This window comes from Vogesella fluminis (assembly GCF_014652335.1).
Classification (GTDB): domain Bacteria; phylum Pseudomonadota; class Gammaproteobacteria; order Burkholderiales; family Chromobacteriaceae; genus Vogesella; species Vogesella fluminis.
Genome location: NZ_BMYP01000009.1, coordinates 74,243 through 89,542, shown reverse-complemented (window position 1 = coordinate 89,542; position 15,300 = coordinate 74,243). Strand labels below are relative to the sequence as shown.

Genomic DNA, 15,300 nt, shown 5'->3' with positions numbered 1-15,300 from the left:
AGGTCAGTTCCGGTTGCTGGCTTGCGCCAGGGCTTCGAGATGGGCGAGACGTTTTTCCAGGCGCTCGGCGTCGTCGCGCAGGGTATCCACCGCGCGCACAAACTGCTCGACGCCATCCTTGCGCGCCAGCAGCGGGCTTTCCTCGCGCAGGTGTTCCAGCCAGTTGTCCAGCAGGCGGCCGCCAATCTCGCCCTTGATGCCGAACAGGCCGCGGGCAAAACCCTGCAGCCGCTGCGCAGCGATGTCGCCGACCACGCGCGACAGGTCTTCGGTGGCGTCCCACTTCAGCTGGCGCACGATGCGGCCAACGTTGGCCGCCAGTTCGGTATCGCCTTCCAGCAGCACGTCGGCCAGGTCCGGCGCGCGGCCGGACAGCTGCGCCAGCGCCACGCCGTGCTTCAGGCGCAGGGTGGCCTCGGCCTCGCCCTCGCACACCGCCAGCCAGCCCTCTTCGGTGACCACGCCGTGCACGTCCAGCGGCGGCAGCACGATGCCGATGCGGCGCCCGGCAAACTGCGCCAGCTCGGCACGCTGCGCCGGATGCTGGTTCAGCAGATGATTGAAAGCCGCCACGCGGATACGCATCATTAATGTCCTTTGCCCGACAAACTCAACAAGATGGTGCCGGTCCTGATGACCAATGCCGGCATCAGCCACGGATTCATGCCGTCACCTGCCGGTAGCACCAGTGCCACGGTTCGTACAGATAGCCGCAGGTATTGTCGCGCGGGAAGCTCAGCATGAAGCCGAAACGGGCGGCATTGGCCTGCAGCCAGGCGAAGGCCGGCGTCTGCTCGAATACTTCTTCCAGCACCGGCGAACCCGGGGTGCCGATATCGACGGCACGGCCGGTGTGGTGCTCGCTGAAACCGGGCGCGGCGCTGACCCGCAGGATCGCGTCCAGGCTCTGGCCGTGCGCCAGCTTGGTGGCGACGATCTCGCGCTGGCGCGCGATGCTGCGAAAGGCCGACACCAGCTGCAATGTCACCCCGTCCGCGGCGGCGGCATCGTGCATCGCCTGCCACGCGCCGGCGGCGGCCGGCGTCAGCTCGAACTCGCGGCCGCTGGCATCGCGCTCCGCCACCACCAGCGTGTCCGCCTCGGCGAACGGCGTGAGGCCGCGTGCGGCCAACGTTTGCACGTCGATGCCGAGCGTGGCGTTGAGCGCGGCCAGATCGTGCGGCATCAGAACTTGATGCCCTTGTGCAGCGCAACCACGCCGCCGGTCATGTTGTGGTAGTCGACGCGGCCGAAGCCGGCATCCAGCATCATCTGCTTCAGTGTTTCCTGATCCGGGTGCATGCGGATGGATTCGGCCAGGTACTGGTAGCTGTCGGCATCATTCGCCACCAGCTTGCCCATCACCGGCAGCGCCTTGAAGGAATAGAAATCGTAGAACGGCGCCAGCGGCTTCCACACCTTGGAAAACTCCAGCACCAAGAGCTTGCCGCCCGGCTTGAGCACGCGGAACATCTCTTTCAGCGCCACGTCCTTGTGCGTCATGTTGCGCAGGCCGAAGGCCACCGATACCGCGTTGAAGTAGTTGTCCGGGAACGGCAGTTTTTCGGCATCGGCCAGCGACACCGGCAGGATCAGGCCTTCGTCCAGCAGCCGGTCGCGACCGACGGTCAGCATCGAGCTGTTGATGTCGGTGAGCCACACTTCGCCGCTCTTGCCGACGCGCTTGGCCCAGCCGCGTGCGAGGTCGCCGGTACCGCCGGCGATGTCCAGCACCTTGTCACCGGCGCGCACGCCGGAGGTGGTCAGCGTGAAGTGCTTCCACACCCGGTGCAGGCCGCCGGACATCAGGTCGTTCATCACGTCGTATTTCTGTGCTACCGAGTGGAACACCTCGGCTACCTTGCCCGCCTTTTCGCTCTCGTCGACGGTTTTAAAGCCAAAATGCGTTTGGTTGTTCATGTTTGCTCCCTGCTCGCGCCGGCGGCGGCGAGGCGATTGAGATAATCCTGCCAGTACTGGTCGTGCTTGACGCCCAGCTCGTATAGATAGGCCCAGCTGAACAGGCCGCTGTCGTGTCCGTCGTCGAAGACGATCTTCAGCGCATAGTGCCCCACCGGCTCCAGTGCGGTGATGGCCACGTTTTTCTTGCCGGTTTGCAGCTTTTCGTTGCCGACGCCGTGGCCACGCACCTCCGCCGACGGCGAATGGACGCGCAGGTATTCGGCATCCAGCAGGAAACGGGCACCATCGTCAAAACCGATTTCCAGCTGGCGCGACACGGCATGCAGGATGATGTCTTCCGGCCGTGCGCTGTCCGGGCTCAGTCCGCTCATGGCATTACTCCTTGCGGGTCAGCAGCATGGCATCGCCATAGCTGAAGAAACGGTATTCCTGCGCCACCGCGTGCGCATAGGCGGCACGCATCTCCTCGTAGCCGGCAAACGCCGACACCAGCATCAGCAGTGTGGATTTGGGCAGGTGGAAATTGGTCAGCAGCCTGTCCACCACGTTGAAACGGTAGCCGGGGGTGATGAAAATGTCGGTCTCGCCGCGACCGGCGCGCAACACGCCGTCCGGCCGTGCCGCCGATTCCAGCGCGCGCATGCTGGTGGTGCCCACCGCCAGCACCTTGCGGCCAACCTTGTGCGCGGCGTCGATGGCGTCCACCGTCGCCTGCGGGATGTCGTAGATCTCGCTGTGCATCTTGTGCTCGGCGATGTTGTCCACCCGCACCGGCTGGAAGGTGCCGGCGCCGACGTGCAGCGTCACGCGGCACAGGATCACGCCCTTTGCGGCCAACCTTTGCAGCATCGCGTCGGTGAAGTGCAGGCCGGCGGTCGGCGCCGCCACCGCGCCCTTCTCCCGCGCGTACACCGTCTGGTAGCGCTCGTCGTCGTCGCCGTCGGTATCGCGCTCGATATAAGGCGGCAGCGGCAGCTTGCCGGAGGCATCGAGGATGTCGAACACATTGGCCGCATCCAGGAAGCGCAGGCGGAACAGCTCGCCAGCGCGCTCGACCATCTCCGCCTGCCAGCGGCCGGCAAACAGCAAGCGCGTGCCCGGCTTGGGCGACTTGCTGGCACGCACGTGCGCCAGCACCTCGTGCTCGTTCAGCACCCGCTCCACCAGTGCCTCGATCTTGCCGCCACTGGCCTTCTCGCCAAACAGCCGCGCCTTGATCACGCGGGTATCGTTGAACACCAGCACGTCGCCGGCATCGAGCGTGTCGGCCATGGCGGCAAAGTGATCATCCTGCAACACCCGTCCGTCGACGCGCAGCAGGCGGCTGCCACCGCGCTCGGCCGGCGGGTACTGGGCAATCAGGTGTTCGGGCAGGTGGTAATCGAAATCGGAAACAAGCATGACGGACATCTTCAAGGAAACCGGCGGATTATACCTTTCGAGCGTGTTTGCCGCACAGCGTTCCGCCTCCGGCATCACTTATTCCAGATCAAGTCATCGCCGGCGCCAAGGCGGCAAGCTGTCCCGTCGCGGGAACCGGCGCCGTTTTTTTGATCCCAATCCCCGCAATTTCCCGCCAACACGAAAAGTAAACGTGCGTTTGAAATACCGCAAATGCTGGACATCGTGCTGACAATTGCGGCAAACTCGCGCCCATATCGAAACCGAGACTGCTACCTTGACCCGAAAAATCCTTGTGCTGCACGGCCCCAATCTGAATCTACTCGGACTGCGCGAGCCACAGCATTATGGCCGGGACACGCTGGACGACATCAATCGCCGCTTGCAGGAACAGGCCGCGGCCGCCGGCATCGAACTGGATGCACTGCAAAGCAATGCCGAGTCCGTGCTGATCGACCGCATCCATGCCTGTCTCGGTGACGGCACCGATCTGGTCATCATCAATCCGGCCGCGTTCACCCACACCAGCGTCGCCCTGCGCGATGCGCTGGCCGGAGTCAAGGTACCGTTCATCGAAGTTCACCTGTCGAACGTCCACGCCCGCGAAGCCTTCCGCCACCACTCCTATTTCTCGGATCTGGCAGTCGGCGTCATTTGCGGTCTGGGCGCCCACGGCTACGAGCTGGCGCTGGCCCACGCGATCAAGCGTCTGGCACAGCCGGCATAAACACCCGAATACCTAAAGAAGGAAAACCATGGACCTGCGCAAACTGAAAAAGCTGATTGATCTGGTCGAAGAATCCGGCATTGCCGAGCTGGAAGTGACCGAAGGCGAAGAAAAAGTCCGCATCACCCGCGTTTCCCCGAACAGCACCGTACACTACGCCCAGCCGATGACCATGCAGGTGCCACAGCACGCCGCACCGGCAGCGGCCGCACCAGCTGCCGCCGAAGCGCCGGTTGCGGTATCGGCCGCCAACAATCCCGGTACCGTCAAGTCACCGATGGTCGGCACCTTCTACCGCCGCCCCAGCCCCGATGCCAAGCCGTTCGTGGACGTGGGCCAGCAGGTCAATGTCGGCGACACGCTGTGCATCATCGAAGCGATGAAGCTGATGAACGAGATCGAGGCCGAACGCGCCGGCGTGGTGAAAGCCATCCTGATCGAAGAAGGCCAGCCGGTCGAGTTCGGCGAGCCGATGTTCATCATCGAATAAACAGCCTGCCGCACGACATGCTGAACACAGGGCACGCCGGTCTGGTCAGTGCCCTTGTTGTTTGACGCACCGTTTACGGGACAAACCCCAGCCTGCGCACGGCGCCCGGTCCGCATCGCATACCGGCACGCGCCCTGCAGTGGAGAAATACATGTTTGAAAAGATCCTGATTGCAAACCGCGGCGAAATCGCCCTGCGCATCCAGCGCGCCTGCCGCGAAATGGGCATCAAGACCGTGGTGGTCCACTCCGAAGCCGACCGCGAAGCCAAATACGTGAAGCTGGCCGACGAATCGGTCTGCATCGGCCCGGCCTCCTCCACCCTCAGCTACCTGAACGTACCGGCACTGATCGCCGCTGCCGAAGTCACCGACGCCGAAGCCATCCACCCCGGCTACGGCTTCCTGTCGGAAAACGCCGACTTCGCCGAACGCGTCGAACAATCCGGCTTCGTGTTCATCGGCCCGCGCTCGGAAACCATCCGCCTGATGGGCGACAAGGTGTCCGCCAAACAGGCAATGATCGACGCCGGCGTACCGACGGTGCCTGGCGTCGCCGGCGCGCTGCCGGATGATCCGGCCGAAATCACCAAGATCGCCCGCAAGATCGGCTTCCCGGTGATCATCAAGGCCGCCGGCGGCGGCGGCGGCCGCGGCATGCGCGTGGTGCATACCGAAGCCGCACTGGTCAACTCGGTGAACATGACCCGTACCGAAGCCGGCGCCGCCTTCGGCAACTCGACCGTGTACATGGAAAAATTCCTGGAGCAGCCGCGCCATATCGAGATCCAGGTGCTGTCCGACCAGCACGGCAATGCCGTGTACCTGGGCGAGCGCGACTGCTCGATGCAGCGCCGTCACCAGAAGATCATCGAAGAAGCACCGGCACCGGGCATTACCGACTCGCAGCGCAAGAAGATCGGTGAAGCCTGCGCCGACGCCTGCCGCCGCATCGGTTACCGCGGCGCCGGCACCTTCGAATTCCTGTACGAAAACGGCGAGTTCTACTTCATCGAGATGAACACCCGCGTGCAGGTGGAGCATCCGGTATCGGAGCTGATCACCGGCATCGACATCGTGCAGGAACAGATCCGCATCGCCGCCGGCCTGCCGCTGCGTTTCAAGCAGAAGGACATCCACTTCCGCGGCCACGCGATGGAATGCCGCATCAACGCCGAAGACCCGTTCACCTTCGTGCCGTCGCCGGGCAAGATCGAGAGCTACCATCCGGCCGGCGGCCCGGGCATCCGCATCGATTCGCACATCTACCAGGGCTATACCGTGCCGTCGCATTACGATTCGATGGTGGGTAAACTGATTGCCTACGGCGATACCCGCGACCAGGCGATGGCGCGCATGCGCGTCGCGCTGTCGGAAATGGCCATCACCGGCATCAAGACCAATATCCCGCTGCACCAGGAGCTGTTCCTTGATGCCACCTTCCAGAAAGGCGGCACCAGCATCCACTATCTGGAAGAACGTCTGGCGCAGTTGAAGAAAGGTAGTTAATCCTATGGCATGGCTGCAAGCCACCATTCAAGCAGACTCGGCGGTGGCCGAGCGCTTCGCCGACGTGCTGATGGACGTCGGCGCCCTGTCCGCCACCATCGAGGACGCGCTGGCCGGCACCGCCGAAGAGCAGCCGATTTTCGGCGAACCGGGCGAGCCGGTTGACCAGATGTGGCAACACAGCCTGATCAACTGCCTGTTTGCCGAGGACGCCGACGTCGCCGCCATGATCGCGCTGGCCGCGCTCAAGTGCGGCCTGCCGCTGCCGCAGTACCAGCTTGGCCGCGTCGAGGAGCAGGACTGGGTGCGCCTGACGCAAAGCCAGTTCGATCCGATCCGCATCTCGTCGCGACTGTGGATCACCCCGACCTGGCACCAGTCGCCAGACCCGGCGGCGATCAACCTGCAGCTGGACCCGGGCCTCGCCTTCGGTACCGGCAGCCACCCGACCACCCGCCTGTGCCTGCAATGGCTGGACGAAGAGATCAAGGGCGGTGAAACGGTGCTCGACTACGGCTGCGGCTCCGGCATCCTCGCCATTGCCGCACAGAAGCTGGGCGCCGGCGCCACCCGCGGCATCGACATCGATGCCCAGGCGGTACGCGCCAGCATCGACAACGCCGTACAGAATGGCGTCAATGCCGACTTCGGCCTGCCCGACAGCCTGCTGCCGGGTGAGTACGATGTCGTGGTCGCCAACATCCTCGCCAATCCGCTGCGCCTGCTAGGCGGCCTGCTGGCCGGCCATGTGCACACCGGTGGCCGCATCGTGCTGTCCGGCATCCTGCAGGAACAGGCAGCAGAGCTGGCGGCGATCTACAGCCAATGGTTCGACATGGACGCACCGGTGTTTGACGACGGCTGGACCCGCCTTTCCGGCGTGAAACGTGGCTGAACCATGAGCCATACCACACAGTGCCCCGCCTGCCAGACCCGCTTCAAGGTCTCCGATGCCCATCTCGCCCTGGCTGCCGGCATGGTGCGCTGCGGGCGCTGTAACCATGTCTTCCACGCACCCAGCCATTTCGATCAGGCACCGGTAATCGCCGAGGCGCCGCCGGTCATCAGCACTCCGGCCAGCACGGCAACCGCCGGCGCCGAAGCCGTGCCCGACGATGACTTCGAGCTGGAACTGCCGGATTTTCATCCGGAACGGGATGCGGCCAACCTTGCCCCCGCGGCGGAACCGCGCATCACCGCCCCCCCCGAGCCCGAGACGGCTCTGGATCTGCCCGACTTCGACCTGCTGCCGGAACCGGAGCAGCCGCTGTCGTGGCAGGGCCTGAATACCCCGCCCCGGCCGGACACCACCCCGGCCGCCGAGCCGCAGCAGGACATCGCCGCCTTCCAGCGCGCACTGGCCGAGGCGCTGCAGACACCAGCCAGCCGCGTGAGCGAGCCGGTGGCGCTGGTCGACGAACCGCCGGCCGCCGCTGCACCGGCATCCAATCGCCAGCAAAGGTTGGCCGCACACTACGACGCAGCCGACAGCGCGGACCGCCCGCTGCCGCCGATTTCCGCCGCCGACCTGGAGCACGGCGCCCCCGCACCGGCCGACAGCGACCGTGATGCCGAGGAAAGCGACACCGCCAGCAGCGACGACGGCAACTGGCTGCGCGCCACCGCCTTAGGCCTGCTTGGCATCATCGGCGTGCTGGTGCTGCTGCTGCAGCTGGCCTTCATTAACCGCACCGCGGTCAGCGCCGAACTGCCGGAACTGCGCCCGGCCTTCGAATCGCTGTGCCAGTCACTAGGCTGCGAGGTACCGCTGCCGACCCAGCGCCAGCTGATCCGTACCGAGTGGTCCGAGCTGTCGTTCGTGCCGCAGCAAGAGCACCTGATCCAGCTGGATGCCACGCTGAAAAACCTGGCCCCCTACCCGCAGGCCTTCCCGCTGATGGAGGTATCGCTGAAGGACGGCGAGGATCGCGTGCTGATCCGCAAGACGCTGAAACCGGAACAATACCTGTCCGCCGACGACCTCAGGCTGGGCCGCTTCAACGCCAGCAGCGAACTGAAGATCGTCACCCGCATGGAAGTCCGTGACGCCAAGGCACTAGGCTACAGCCTGCATTTCTACTACCCCTGACATAGCCTGCCACGAGAGCCGGTGCCCGCAGCCGTCACGCTGCCGGTCACCGGCCCGGTCTGTCGTGCGTAGCTTGCTTTCTGCATATTCTGTTCCACCATGAAGAAACAACCAGGAGCAGACCATGACCCATTCCCATTTCCGATTTGCCGATGAATGGCTGGCAGTAGACGGCCACTTTCCGCAGGCGGGCGATACCCTGCCCAGCTTCATGCTGGTCGACGAACAGCTGCGCGACGTATCGCTGGAGCATTTTCTGGGCCACGACAAGCTGGTGGTGACCCTGCTGTCGCTGGATGCGCCCATGGCCGGGCTGGCGCTGCTGCAGGAGTTGCGCCGCCAGCTGGAGCCATGGCCACAGCTGCAGCTGATCGTGATCACCGTGGATTCGCCGTTCAGCCTCGCCCGCGCGCGCAAGGAACACGGCCTGCCGTATGCAACCCTGCTCTCCACCCTGCGCGGACGCGATTTCCACAAGCACTTCGGCGTACTGATCCAGGATGTACCGCTATCGGGCATGACCTGCCCGGCACTATGGCTGGCCGACGGCGACGACCGCATCTACCATGCGCAGCGGCTACGCCACGAAGACGACGAATTCGATTTTGCCGGACTGCGGCAGCAGCTGGCGGCACGCTTCTCCACCCTGCCGCGTTAGAACCTGTTCACGATCTGCTGCGCGCGGGCGTACTGCGTTGAAAACGGCTTCAGAATGCTCATTTACTACTTGTAAACTCCGCTTCCTCAGCCGTTTTCGCCTTGTCTCGCGTGAGCGCGCGAGATCGTGAACACGTTCTCAGGCGCCGGGTGCGTGGAACTCCGGCTTGGGAGAGCGCCCGAGCAGGCGCTCTGCCGCGTGCTGCGGCGTGGCCTGGTGGTAGAGCAGCTCGCACACTGCGGCGGTGATCGGCATGTCTACCTGCAACCGCTCCGCCATTTTCAGCACCTCGCGCGCGGTCGGCACCCCTTCGGCAACATGCCCCAGCTCGGCGAGAACGACATCCAGCGACTTGCCCTCCGCCAGTTTGAGACCGACCTGACGGTTACGCGACAGCGTGCCGGTGCAGGTCAGCAGCAGGTCGCCGATGCCGGACAAGCCCATCATGCTCTGCTGACTGCCGCCGAGCGCAACCGCGAGGCGGGTGATTTCGGCGAGGCCGCGGGTGATCAGCGCCGCGCGCGCATTCATGCCGAAACCGAGGCCGTCGGCGACACCGGTGGCGATCGCCATCACGTTTTTCACCGCACCGCCAACCTCCACCCCGACCAGATCGTCATTGGCGTAGATGCGCAACAGCGGGCTGTGCAGCTCGCGCGCGTAGTCGCGGGCAAAGGCGTAGTTTTCCGATGCCAGCGTCACCGCTGCCGGCAGGCCCAGCGCCACTTCGCGGGCAAAGCTGGGGCCGGACAGCACGCCGACGCTCTTGAGACGGGGGAATTCCTCGGCCACCACCTGGTGCGGCAGCAGGCTGGAACCGGCCTCGAAGCCCTTGCACGCCCACAGCAGCGGCGCATCCACCTTCAGCCGTGCCAGCTCGCGCAAGGTTGGCCGCAAGCCGGCGATCGGCGTCACCACCAGCACCAGATCGACACCGACCACCGCCTCGGACAGGTCGGCCGACAGGTGCAGATCGGCCGGAAACGGGCACTCCGGCAGGTAGCGCCGGTTCAGGCGCGTGGCCTGCATGTCGATCATCTGCTCGGCGTTGCGGCCCCACAGCGTGACATGATGCTGGCGGCAAAACGCGAACGCCAGCGCCGTGCCCCAGGCACCGGCACCAAGTACGGCTATTTTCATCGTGTTCCTTAGAACCTGTTCAAAGTCTTTTTGCAGCTGCGGCCATGCGCTGCAGGATGCAGTGCAAGGAGCGCGCCCCGCCGCAGTGCATTCACTGTCAGGGGCGCGCGACACAGCAATGCGCCGGCAGCGCGTGGCCCCGAAGGGCTGGCCCGGCAAACGACCCGCTGCGGCGTTGGCCGGCTTGCATCTGGCCATTTGCCGGGCCAGCACAGCTGCAAAAAAACCTTGAACAGGTTATTACAGCCCCCACAGGCCGGCGATGCGGGCATAGCCCACGGTATTGTCGCGATGACGTACCTTGACCCAGCCGCTTTGCGGCGGCTCCAGCAGCTCCAGCGCCAGATCCTTGCCGGCCTGGTACAGCACGGCCGCACTTTCCGACGGCGCGGCACGCACCGGCAGCTGCTCGGCGGTGACCAGCAGCATCTGCCGCGTCGACAGCGCCGCCGCCGGGATCCAGGCGATGCCGCCGGTGGCGTCACGCACCCGCGCCCAGTCCTTCTGCGTCACCAGCACTTCCACCGGGTAGTAGCGGCTGACCACGAACAGTTTCTTGGCGGCAAGGTTGGGCGCCTCGTACAGCGCGACGCCGGTTTCCTTGACCGAACGGAATTCCAATGCAAAAACCGTACTGGCCAGCAGGGCCAGTACGGCTGCAAACACAATGCGAGTCGGTTTCATCGCGATCAGGCTGTACCGGCTTCGGCCTGGGCGGCGCGTTGCTGCATGTACAGGGCTTCGAAGTTGATCGGTGCCAGCAGTACCGGCGGGAAACCGGCGCGGCCAACCAGGCTGGACACGGTTTCGCGGGCGTACGGGAACAGGATGTTCGGGCAGGCCACGCCGAGGATCGGGTCGATGTCTTCTGCCGGGATGTGCTGGATCTGGAAGATGCCGGCCTGGGCCACTTCGCACAGGAACATGGTTTTTTCCGGCAGCTTGGCGGTGACGGTCACGGTCAGCGACACTTCGAAGAAGCCGTCTTCCAGCTGGCGGCCTTCGGAAGCCAGCTGCATGTCGATTTCCGGCTGTTCCTGCTCCAGGAAGATGGCGGGTGCGTTCGGGATTTCCAGCGACAGGTCTTTGACGTAGATTTTTTCGATGGAGAATACCGGTTGCAGCTCTTGTTGTTCGCTCATGGTGTTGGATCTCGGTAGCGCCGTCGGGCGCGGGGTTGGAATCAAGTGCGAATCATCGCACGAAAATGATGACAGCTGCGCGCGTCAACCGGCCAGCAGCGCATCCAGCTTGCCGGCCGAATGCAGCGCCACCAGGTCGTCACAGCCGCCGACGTGCACGTCGCCGATAAAGATCTGCGGCACGGTGCGGCGCCCGGTCAGCGACATCATGGTGTCGCGCGCCTGCGGGTCAAGGTCGATGCGGACTTCTTCAATGTCGGTCACGCCGTTCTGGGCCAACACCTGCTTGGCGCGGATGCAGTACGGGCAGTGGGCCGAGGTGTACATGGTAACGGGTTGCATGGCGACGGCCTCAAGCTGAAACAAACGGTGATTATAAGGCCAGTTACCGCGCCCAAGGCAAGGCTCAGGGCTGGCCTTGCAACTGCGCCGCGTAACGCTCGACCACGTCGCCGACCAGCGCGTCCAGCGCGCCCTGCTGCTGCGCCGCGCGCGCGGAATTGAGCAGCGCCACGATCGCCAGCCGCTGCCCGGACGGCGCCTGCCAGTAGCCGGCCAGCGCGCGGGTATCGCCGAGGGTGCCGGTCTTCAGCCGCAAGCGCGGCCCCAGCCCGGCGAAGCGGTGGCGCAGGGTTCCGTCCTCGCTGGCCAGCGGCAGGCTGGCGATGAATTCCGCTGCATACGGCCCGCGCGCGGCATCGAGCAGGATCGCGCCCAGCTGGCGCGCGCTGATGCGCTCGCGCCGCGACAGGCCGGCGCCGTTTTCCAGCTGCAGCGGCTCGGCGGCGATGCCGCGCTCCAGCAGCAGCGAGCGCACCGCCAGCTGCGCATCGGCCACGGTATCACCGCTGTGCGGGTTTTCCGCGCCCAGCGTCAGCCACACGCTGCGCGCCATGGTGTTGTTGCTGTACTTGTTGATGTCGTTCAGCGCCTGCGGCAGCGGCTCGGAATCCAGCCGCACCAGCTGGCGCGCGTCGGGCGGGGTGCTGCCCTGCGCGATGCCGCGCGGCCCCTCGCCGCCCAGCATCTGCCAGATGGCGGCAAAGCTCTGCGCGGCGTAGCCGTCGTTATCCAGCACGTTGACGTAGCTGGCTGCACCGTCGCAGGCCGGCGGCAGCTTGCCGCTGACGCGGATGCCGTTGCCGCTGACGCTGACCTCGGCGTACTCGCGCACGTCGCCGCAGCTGGCGGCGACGCCGGGCTGCAAGCGGTTGTCGAGGCGGAAACCCGGCAGCGGCGGATCCAGCACCACCTGTGGCCGGCCCTGCTCGTAGAAATAGCGCAGCCACGCCACCTTCAGGTTGGACAGGTGGGTGTCCGGCGGCACCGAGAACACGCGCTCGGCGTCGCCGTCGAAGCCGTCGGCGCTGCTGATGCGGCTGAAGGCGCGCTTGTCCAGCAGCAGCTGGCCGTCGATACGCTGTACGCCGCGCAGGCGCAGCTGGCGCAGCAGCTCGGTCAGGCGCGCGGAATCGAAACGCGGATCGCCGCGGCCGATCCAGTACAGGTCGCCGCGCAGCACGCCATTTTCCAGCACGGCATTGCTTTTCAGCTCGCTGCGCCAGCGGTAGCCCGGCCCCAGCCGGTTCAGCGCCGCCCAGCTGGTGACCAGCTTCATGGTCGAGGCCGGGTTCATCGCGGCATCGGCGCGGTGCTCGTCGAACACCGTGCGCCCTTCCACCGGCGCCGCCCACAGCGCCACCTCGTCGGCGCGCAGCACGCCAAGGTTGGCCGCAAACGCCAGCGGCGCGACGGCCAGCAGGGCCATCATCAAACGTAAGCTCACTCAGATCTCCTGCGGGTCGACATCCAGCGACCAGCGTAATTGGCGCGGCGCCTTGCGCGCCAGTGCATCCAGCTGCGGCAACAGCGCGCGCAGCCAGGCGTGCAGCGCCGGGCGTTGCGGCGCCTCGAAGGTCAGCTGCGCGCGCTCGCGGCCGGCAAGGCGCGCCATCAGCGCCGGCGCCGGGCCGAACACGGACAGCGGCGGCGGCAGCTCGCCGCACAGCGCCAGCACCTGCTGCAGGAAGGCCTCGGCCTCGTGGTACTGCGGCGCGTCGGCGCGCAGGATCACCTGGCTGGCCGCCGGCGGGAAGCCGGCCTCGCGCCGCTCCTGCAGCTGGCTGGCGGCAAAGCCGTCAAAATCATGCTGCATCAGCGCCAGGTACAGCGGGTGCTCCGGCCAGTTGGTCTGCACGATGACGTCGCCGGCCAGCTCGGCGCGGCCGGCGCGGCCGGACACCTGCAGCAGCTGCGCGAACAGGCGCTCGCTGGCGCGGTAGTCGGCGGAATAGAGGCCGCCGTCGCTGCCGAGCACCACCACCAGCGACAGCGCGCCGAAGTCGTGGCCCTTGGCCAGCATCTGGGTGCCGAGCAGGATGTCCACCTCGCCGGCATGCACGCGCTGGTACACCGCATCCCACGCCGCCTTGTGGCTGGTGCTGTCGCGGTCGATGCGCAGGATGCGCGCCTCCGGCAGCAGCCGGCGCAACGCCTCTTCCAGCCGCTGCGTGCCCTCGCCCAGCGGCTGCACGTCGGGATTGCCGCAGGCCGGGCACTGCAACGGCACCCGCTGCTGCGCACCGCAATGGTGGCAGCGCAACTGGCGCGCCGACAGGTGCAGCACCATGCGCGCGCTGCAGTGCTTGCAGGCCGAGGTCCAGCCGCAGGCGGTACAGGCCAGCACCGGCGAGTAGCCGCGGCGGTTGATGAACAGCAGGCTCATCTCGCGCCGCGCCAAGCGCTGCTGCAGCGCGGCGATCACCGGTTCGGACAGGCCATCCACCAGCTTCAGGCGGCGGGTGTCGACCAGCCTGATGCGCGGCAGCCGCGCGCTGCCGTGCGCCCGCGCCGACAACAGCAGCCTGTGGTAGCGGCCGGCCTCGACGTTGGCCACCGTCTCCAGGCTGGGGGTGGCGCTGCCCAGCAGCACCGGCACCTGCGCCTGGTTGGCGCGCCATACCGCCAGATCGCGCGCGTGGTAGCGCAGGCCGTCCTGCTGCTTGAACGAGCCGTCGTGCTCCTCGTCGACGATCACCAGCCCGGCGCGCGGCAGCGGCGTGAATACCGCCAGCCGGGTGCCGATCACGATGTCGGCGACGCCCTGCCAGGCATCGACCCAGCCCTGCAGCCGCTCGCCGTCGGACAGGCCGCTGTGCAGGCAGACGATGTGGCTGGCGGGAAAACGCTGCGCGAAGCGGGCTATCAGCTGCGGCGTGAGGTTGATCTCGGGAATGATCACCAGCGCCTGCTGCCCGGCGGCCAGCACGCGGGCGATCAGCTGCAGGTAGACCTCGGTCTTGCCGCTGCCGGTGATGCCGTGCAGCAGGAAGGCGCCGAAGCGGCCAAGCTTGGCCGCCACCGCGTCCAGCGCCGCCTGCTGCTCGTCGTTCAGCGTCAGCGCCGCGGCCACCTGCAAGGGCGGCGCCTGCCACGGCAGGATGTCGAGGTGGCCTGCGGCCAACCTTTGCCTGAGAAAAGCCGTCGCCTGCGGATGCACGCGGCGCAGCGCGGCGCGCGATTGCGCCTGCTGCAGCGCCTGCCACAGCTGCCGCTGCACCGTGCTGCGCGCCGACGGTTCGGCGGCGAGACCGGCGGCATTGAGGCGGTAGGACTGGCGGTCGGCCAGCGTCACCGCGCGCGGCTCGCGCAGCGCGGTGGGCAGGGCGGTGAACAGCGCCTGCCCCTGCGGATGCAGGTAGTAGCGCGCGGCGAAGCGCACTTGCTGCAGCAGCGCCTCCGGCAGTGGCGGCAGCTCGTCCAGCACCGCCAGGATCGGCTTGCAGCGTGCCTCGTCCAGCACCTGCGGCGGCACGCTGTTGTCGACCACGCCGCACATTTCGCGATTGCCGAAGGCGACGCGGACGCGCTGGCCGCTGGGCAGCGGCTGCGGATGCAGGTAGGTGAATGCACCGCGCAGGGGCACATCGAGCCAGACGCGGATGGACTGCATTGCCGTCATGATGGGATGGACTCCCCGCTAATCCAGCACTGGCGCGGCTTGGCGCCAGCTGTGCACAGATACTGTGGATAACTTTGTGAACAACTGGTGAGCCGGTTGGCAAAAAGCGCGTCAATCGGGCATTCCATTAGATTGCACAAATTTTAATCTGAAATATTAAATTCAATAAAATCAGATAGTTATAAAAATTTCATATTTCCTCGACAATACATCTTGACAGGCCGGGAAAATGCCCCGTCTTGGTGTGCATAAGTCATGGAAC

Annotated in this window: 18 protein-coding genes; 7 read left to right on the top strand and 11 right to left on the bottom strand. The window is 66.0% G+C overall.

Annotated elements, in window-relative coordinates:
• Nucleotides 1-3: 3 nt before the first annotated feature.
• The 5 genes from IE083_RS05155 to queA all read right to left on the bottom strand — a co-directional run bounded on the left by IE083_RS05155 (nt 4) and on the right by queA (nt 3,324).
• Nucleotides 4-588, bottom strand: coding sequence for a ubiquinone biosynthesis accessory factor UbiJ (locus IE083_RS05155; protein ID WP_229799610.1), 585 nt, complete (start codon nt 586-588; stop codon nt 4-6).
• Between the two features lie 73 nt (nt 589-661).
• Nucleotides 662-1,186 (bottom strand): M15 family metallopeptidase, encoded by a 525-nt coding sequence (locus IE083_RS05150; protein ID WP_189352556.1) that lies wholly within the window; start codon nt 1,184-1,186, stop codon nt 662-664.
• Nucleotides 1,186-1,920: a bifunctional demethylmenaquinone methyltransferase/2-methoxy-6-polyprenyl-1,4-benzoquinol methylase UbiE gene (ubiE, locus tag IE083_RS05145; RefSeq protein WP_189352555.1), complete on the bottom strand. Its 735-nt coding sequence runs from the start codon at nt 1,918-1,920 to the stop codon at nt 1,186-1,188. The genes IE083_RS05150 and ubiE overlap by 1 nt, the downstream gene beginning before the upstream one ends.
• Nucleotides 1,917-2,294, bottom strand: a complete 378-nt coding sequence (locus IE083_RS05140; RefSeq protein ID WP_189352554.1) for a gamma-butyrobetaine hydroxylase family protein — start codon at nt 2,292-2,294, stop codon at nt 1,917-1,919. Before IE083_RS05140 ends, ubiE begins: the two co-directional genes overlap by 4 nt.
• 4 nt (nt 2,295-2,298) lie before the next feature.
• Entirely contained in the window at nt 2,299-3,324 is a 1,026-nt protein-coding gene (gene queA, locus IE083_RS05135) for a tRNA preQ1(34) S-adenosylmethionine ribosyltransferase-isomerase QueA (RefSeq protein WP_189352553.1), read from the bottom strand.
• On the opposite strand from queA, the gene IE083_RS05130 reads away from it, so the two are divergent.
• From IE083_RS05130 to IE083_RS05100, 7 genes are all read left to right on the top strand, one after another.
• Complete coding sequence (locus tag IE083_RS05130) at nt 3,323-3,556, top strand: hypothetical protein (protein ID WP_189352552.1); 234 nt, start codon at nt 3,323-3,325, stop codon at nt 3,554-3,556. The two genes, queA and IE083_RS05130, sit on opposite strands and share 2 nt — an antisense overlap.
• Nucleotides 3,557-3,601: 45 nt before the next feature.
• On the top strand, nt 3,602-4,051 hold the full coding sequence (aroQ, locus tag IE083_RS05125; protein ID WP_189352551.1) for a type II 3-dehydroquinate dehydratase: 450 nt from the start codon (nt 3,602-3,604) through the stop codon (nt 4,049-4,051).
• Between the two features lie 28 nt (nt 4,052-4,079).
• A complete protein-coding gene (gene accB, locus IE083_RS05120; RefSeq protein ID WP_189352550.1) occupies nt 4,080-4,541 on the top strand; it encodes an acetyl-CoA carboxylase biotin carboxyl carrier protein in 462 nt (153 codons plus the stop codon).
• Nucleotides 4,542-4,692: 151 nt separating this feature from the next.
• Nucleotides 4,693-6,048, top strand: coding sequence for an acetyl-CoA carboxylase biotin carboxylase subunit (gene accC / locus IE083_RS05115; RefSeq protein ID WP_189352549.1), 1,356 nt, complete (start codon nt 4,693-4,695; stop codon nt 6,046-6,048).
• 4 nt (nt 6,049-6,052) lie between these two features.
• A complete protein-coding gene (gene prmA / locus IE083_RS05110) occupies nt 6,053-6,943 on the top strand; it encodes a 50S ribosomal protein L11 methyltransferase (RefSeq protein WP_189352548.1) in 891 nt (296 codons plus the stop codon).
• A 3-nt stretch (nt 6,944-6,946) separates the two neighbouring features.
• Nucleotides 6,947-8,137, top strand: coding sequence for a DUF3426 domain-containing protein (locus IE083_RS05105; protein WP_189352547.1), 1,191 nt, complete (start codon nt 6,947-6,949; stop codon nt 8,135-8,137).
• Nucleotides 8,138-8,261: 124 nt separating this feature from the next.
• A complete protein-coding gene (locus IE083_RS05100; protein ID WP_189352546.1) occupies nt 8,262-8,795 on the top strand; it encodes a redoxin family protein in 534 nt (177 codons plus the stop codon).
• Between the two features lie 138 nt (nt 8,796-8,933).
• Here IE083_RS05100 and IE083_RS05095 read toward each other — a convergent pair whose 3' ends face one another.
• The 6 genes from IE083_RS05095 to IE083_RS05070 all read right to left on the bottom strand — a co-directional run bounded on the left by IE083_RS05095 (nt 8,934) and on the right by IE083_RS05070 (nt 15,038).
• Nucleotides 8,934-9,935 (bottom strand): NAD(P)H-dependent glycerol-3-phosphate dehydrogenase, encoded by a 1,002-nt coding sequence (locus IE083_RS05095; RefSeq protein ID WP_189352545.1) that lies wholly within the window; start codon nt 9,933-9,935, stop codon nt 8,934-8,936.
• A gap of 240 nt (nt 9,936-10,175) precedes the next feature.
• Nucleotides 10,176-10,619: an SH3 domain-containing protein gene (locus IE083_RS05090; RefSeq protein WP_189352544.1), complete on the bottom strand. Its 444-nt coding sequence runs from the start codon at nt 10,617-10,619 to the stop codon at nt 10,176-10,178.
• A gap of 5 nt (nt 10,620-10,624) precedes the next feature.
• Nucleotides 10,625-11,077, bottom strand: coding sequence for a protein-export chaperone SecB (secB, locus tag IE083_RS05085; protein WP_189352543.1), 453 nt, complete (start codon nt 11,075-11,077; stop codon nt 10,625-10,627).
• 84 nt (nt 11,078-11,161) lie between these two features.
• Nucleotides 11,162-11,419 carry a glutaredoxin 3 gene (grxC, locus tag IE083_RS05080; RefSeq protein WP_189352542.1) on the bottom strand — a complete coding sequence of 86 codons (258 nt, stop codon included), beginning with the start codon at nt 11,417-11,419 and terminating at the stop codon, nt 11,162-11,164.
• Nucleotides 11,420-11,483: 64 nt separating this feature from the next.
• Complete coding sequence (dacB, locus tag IE083_RS05075) at nt 11,484-12,863, bottom strand: D-alanyl-D-alanine carboxypeptidase/D-alanyl-D-alanine endopeptidase (protein ID WP_229799609.1); 1,380 nt, start codon at nt 12,861-12,863, stop codon at nt 11,484-11,486.
• Entirely contained in the window at nt 12,864-15,038 is a 2,175-nt protein-coding gene (locus IE083_RS05070) for a primosomal protein N' (protein WP_229799608.1), read from the bottom strand.
• Nucleotides 15,039-15,300: the final 262 nt, after the last annotated feature.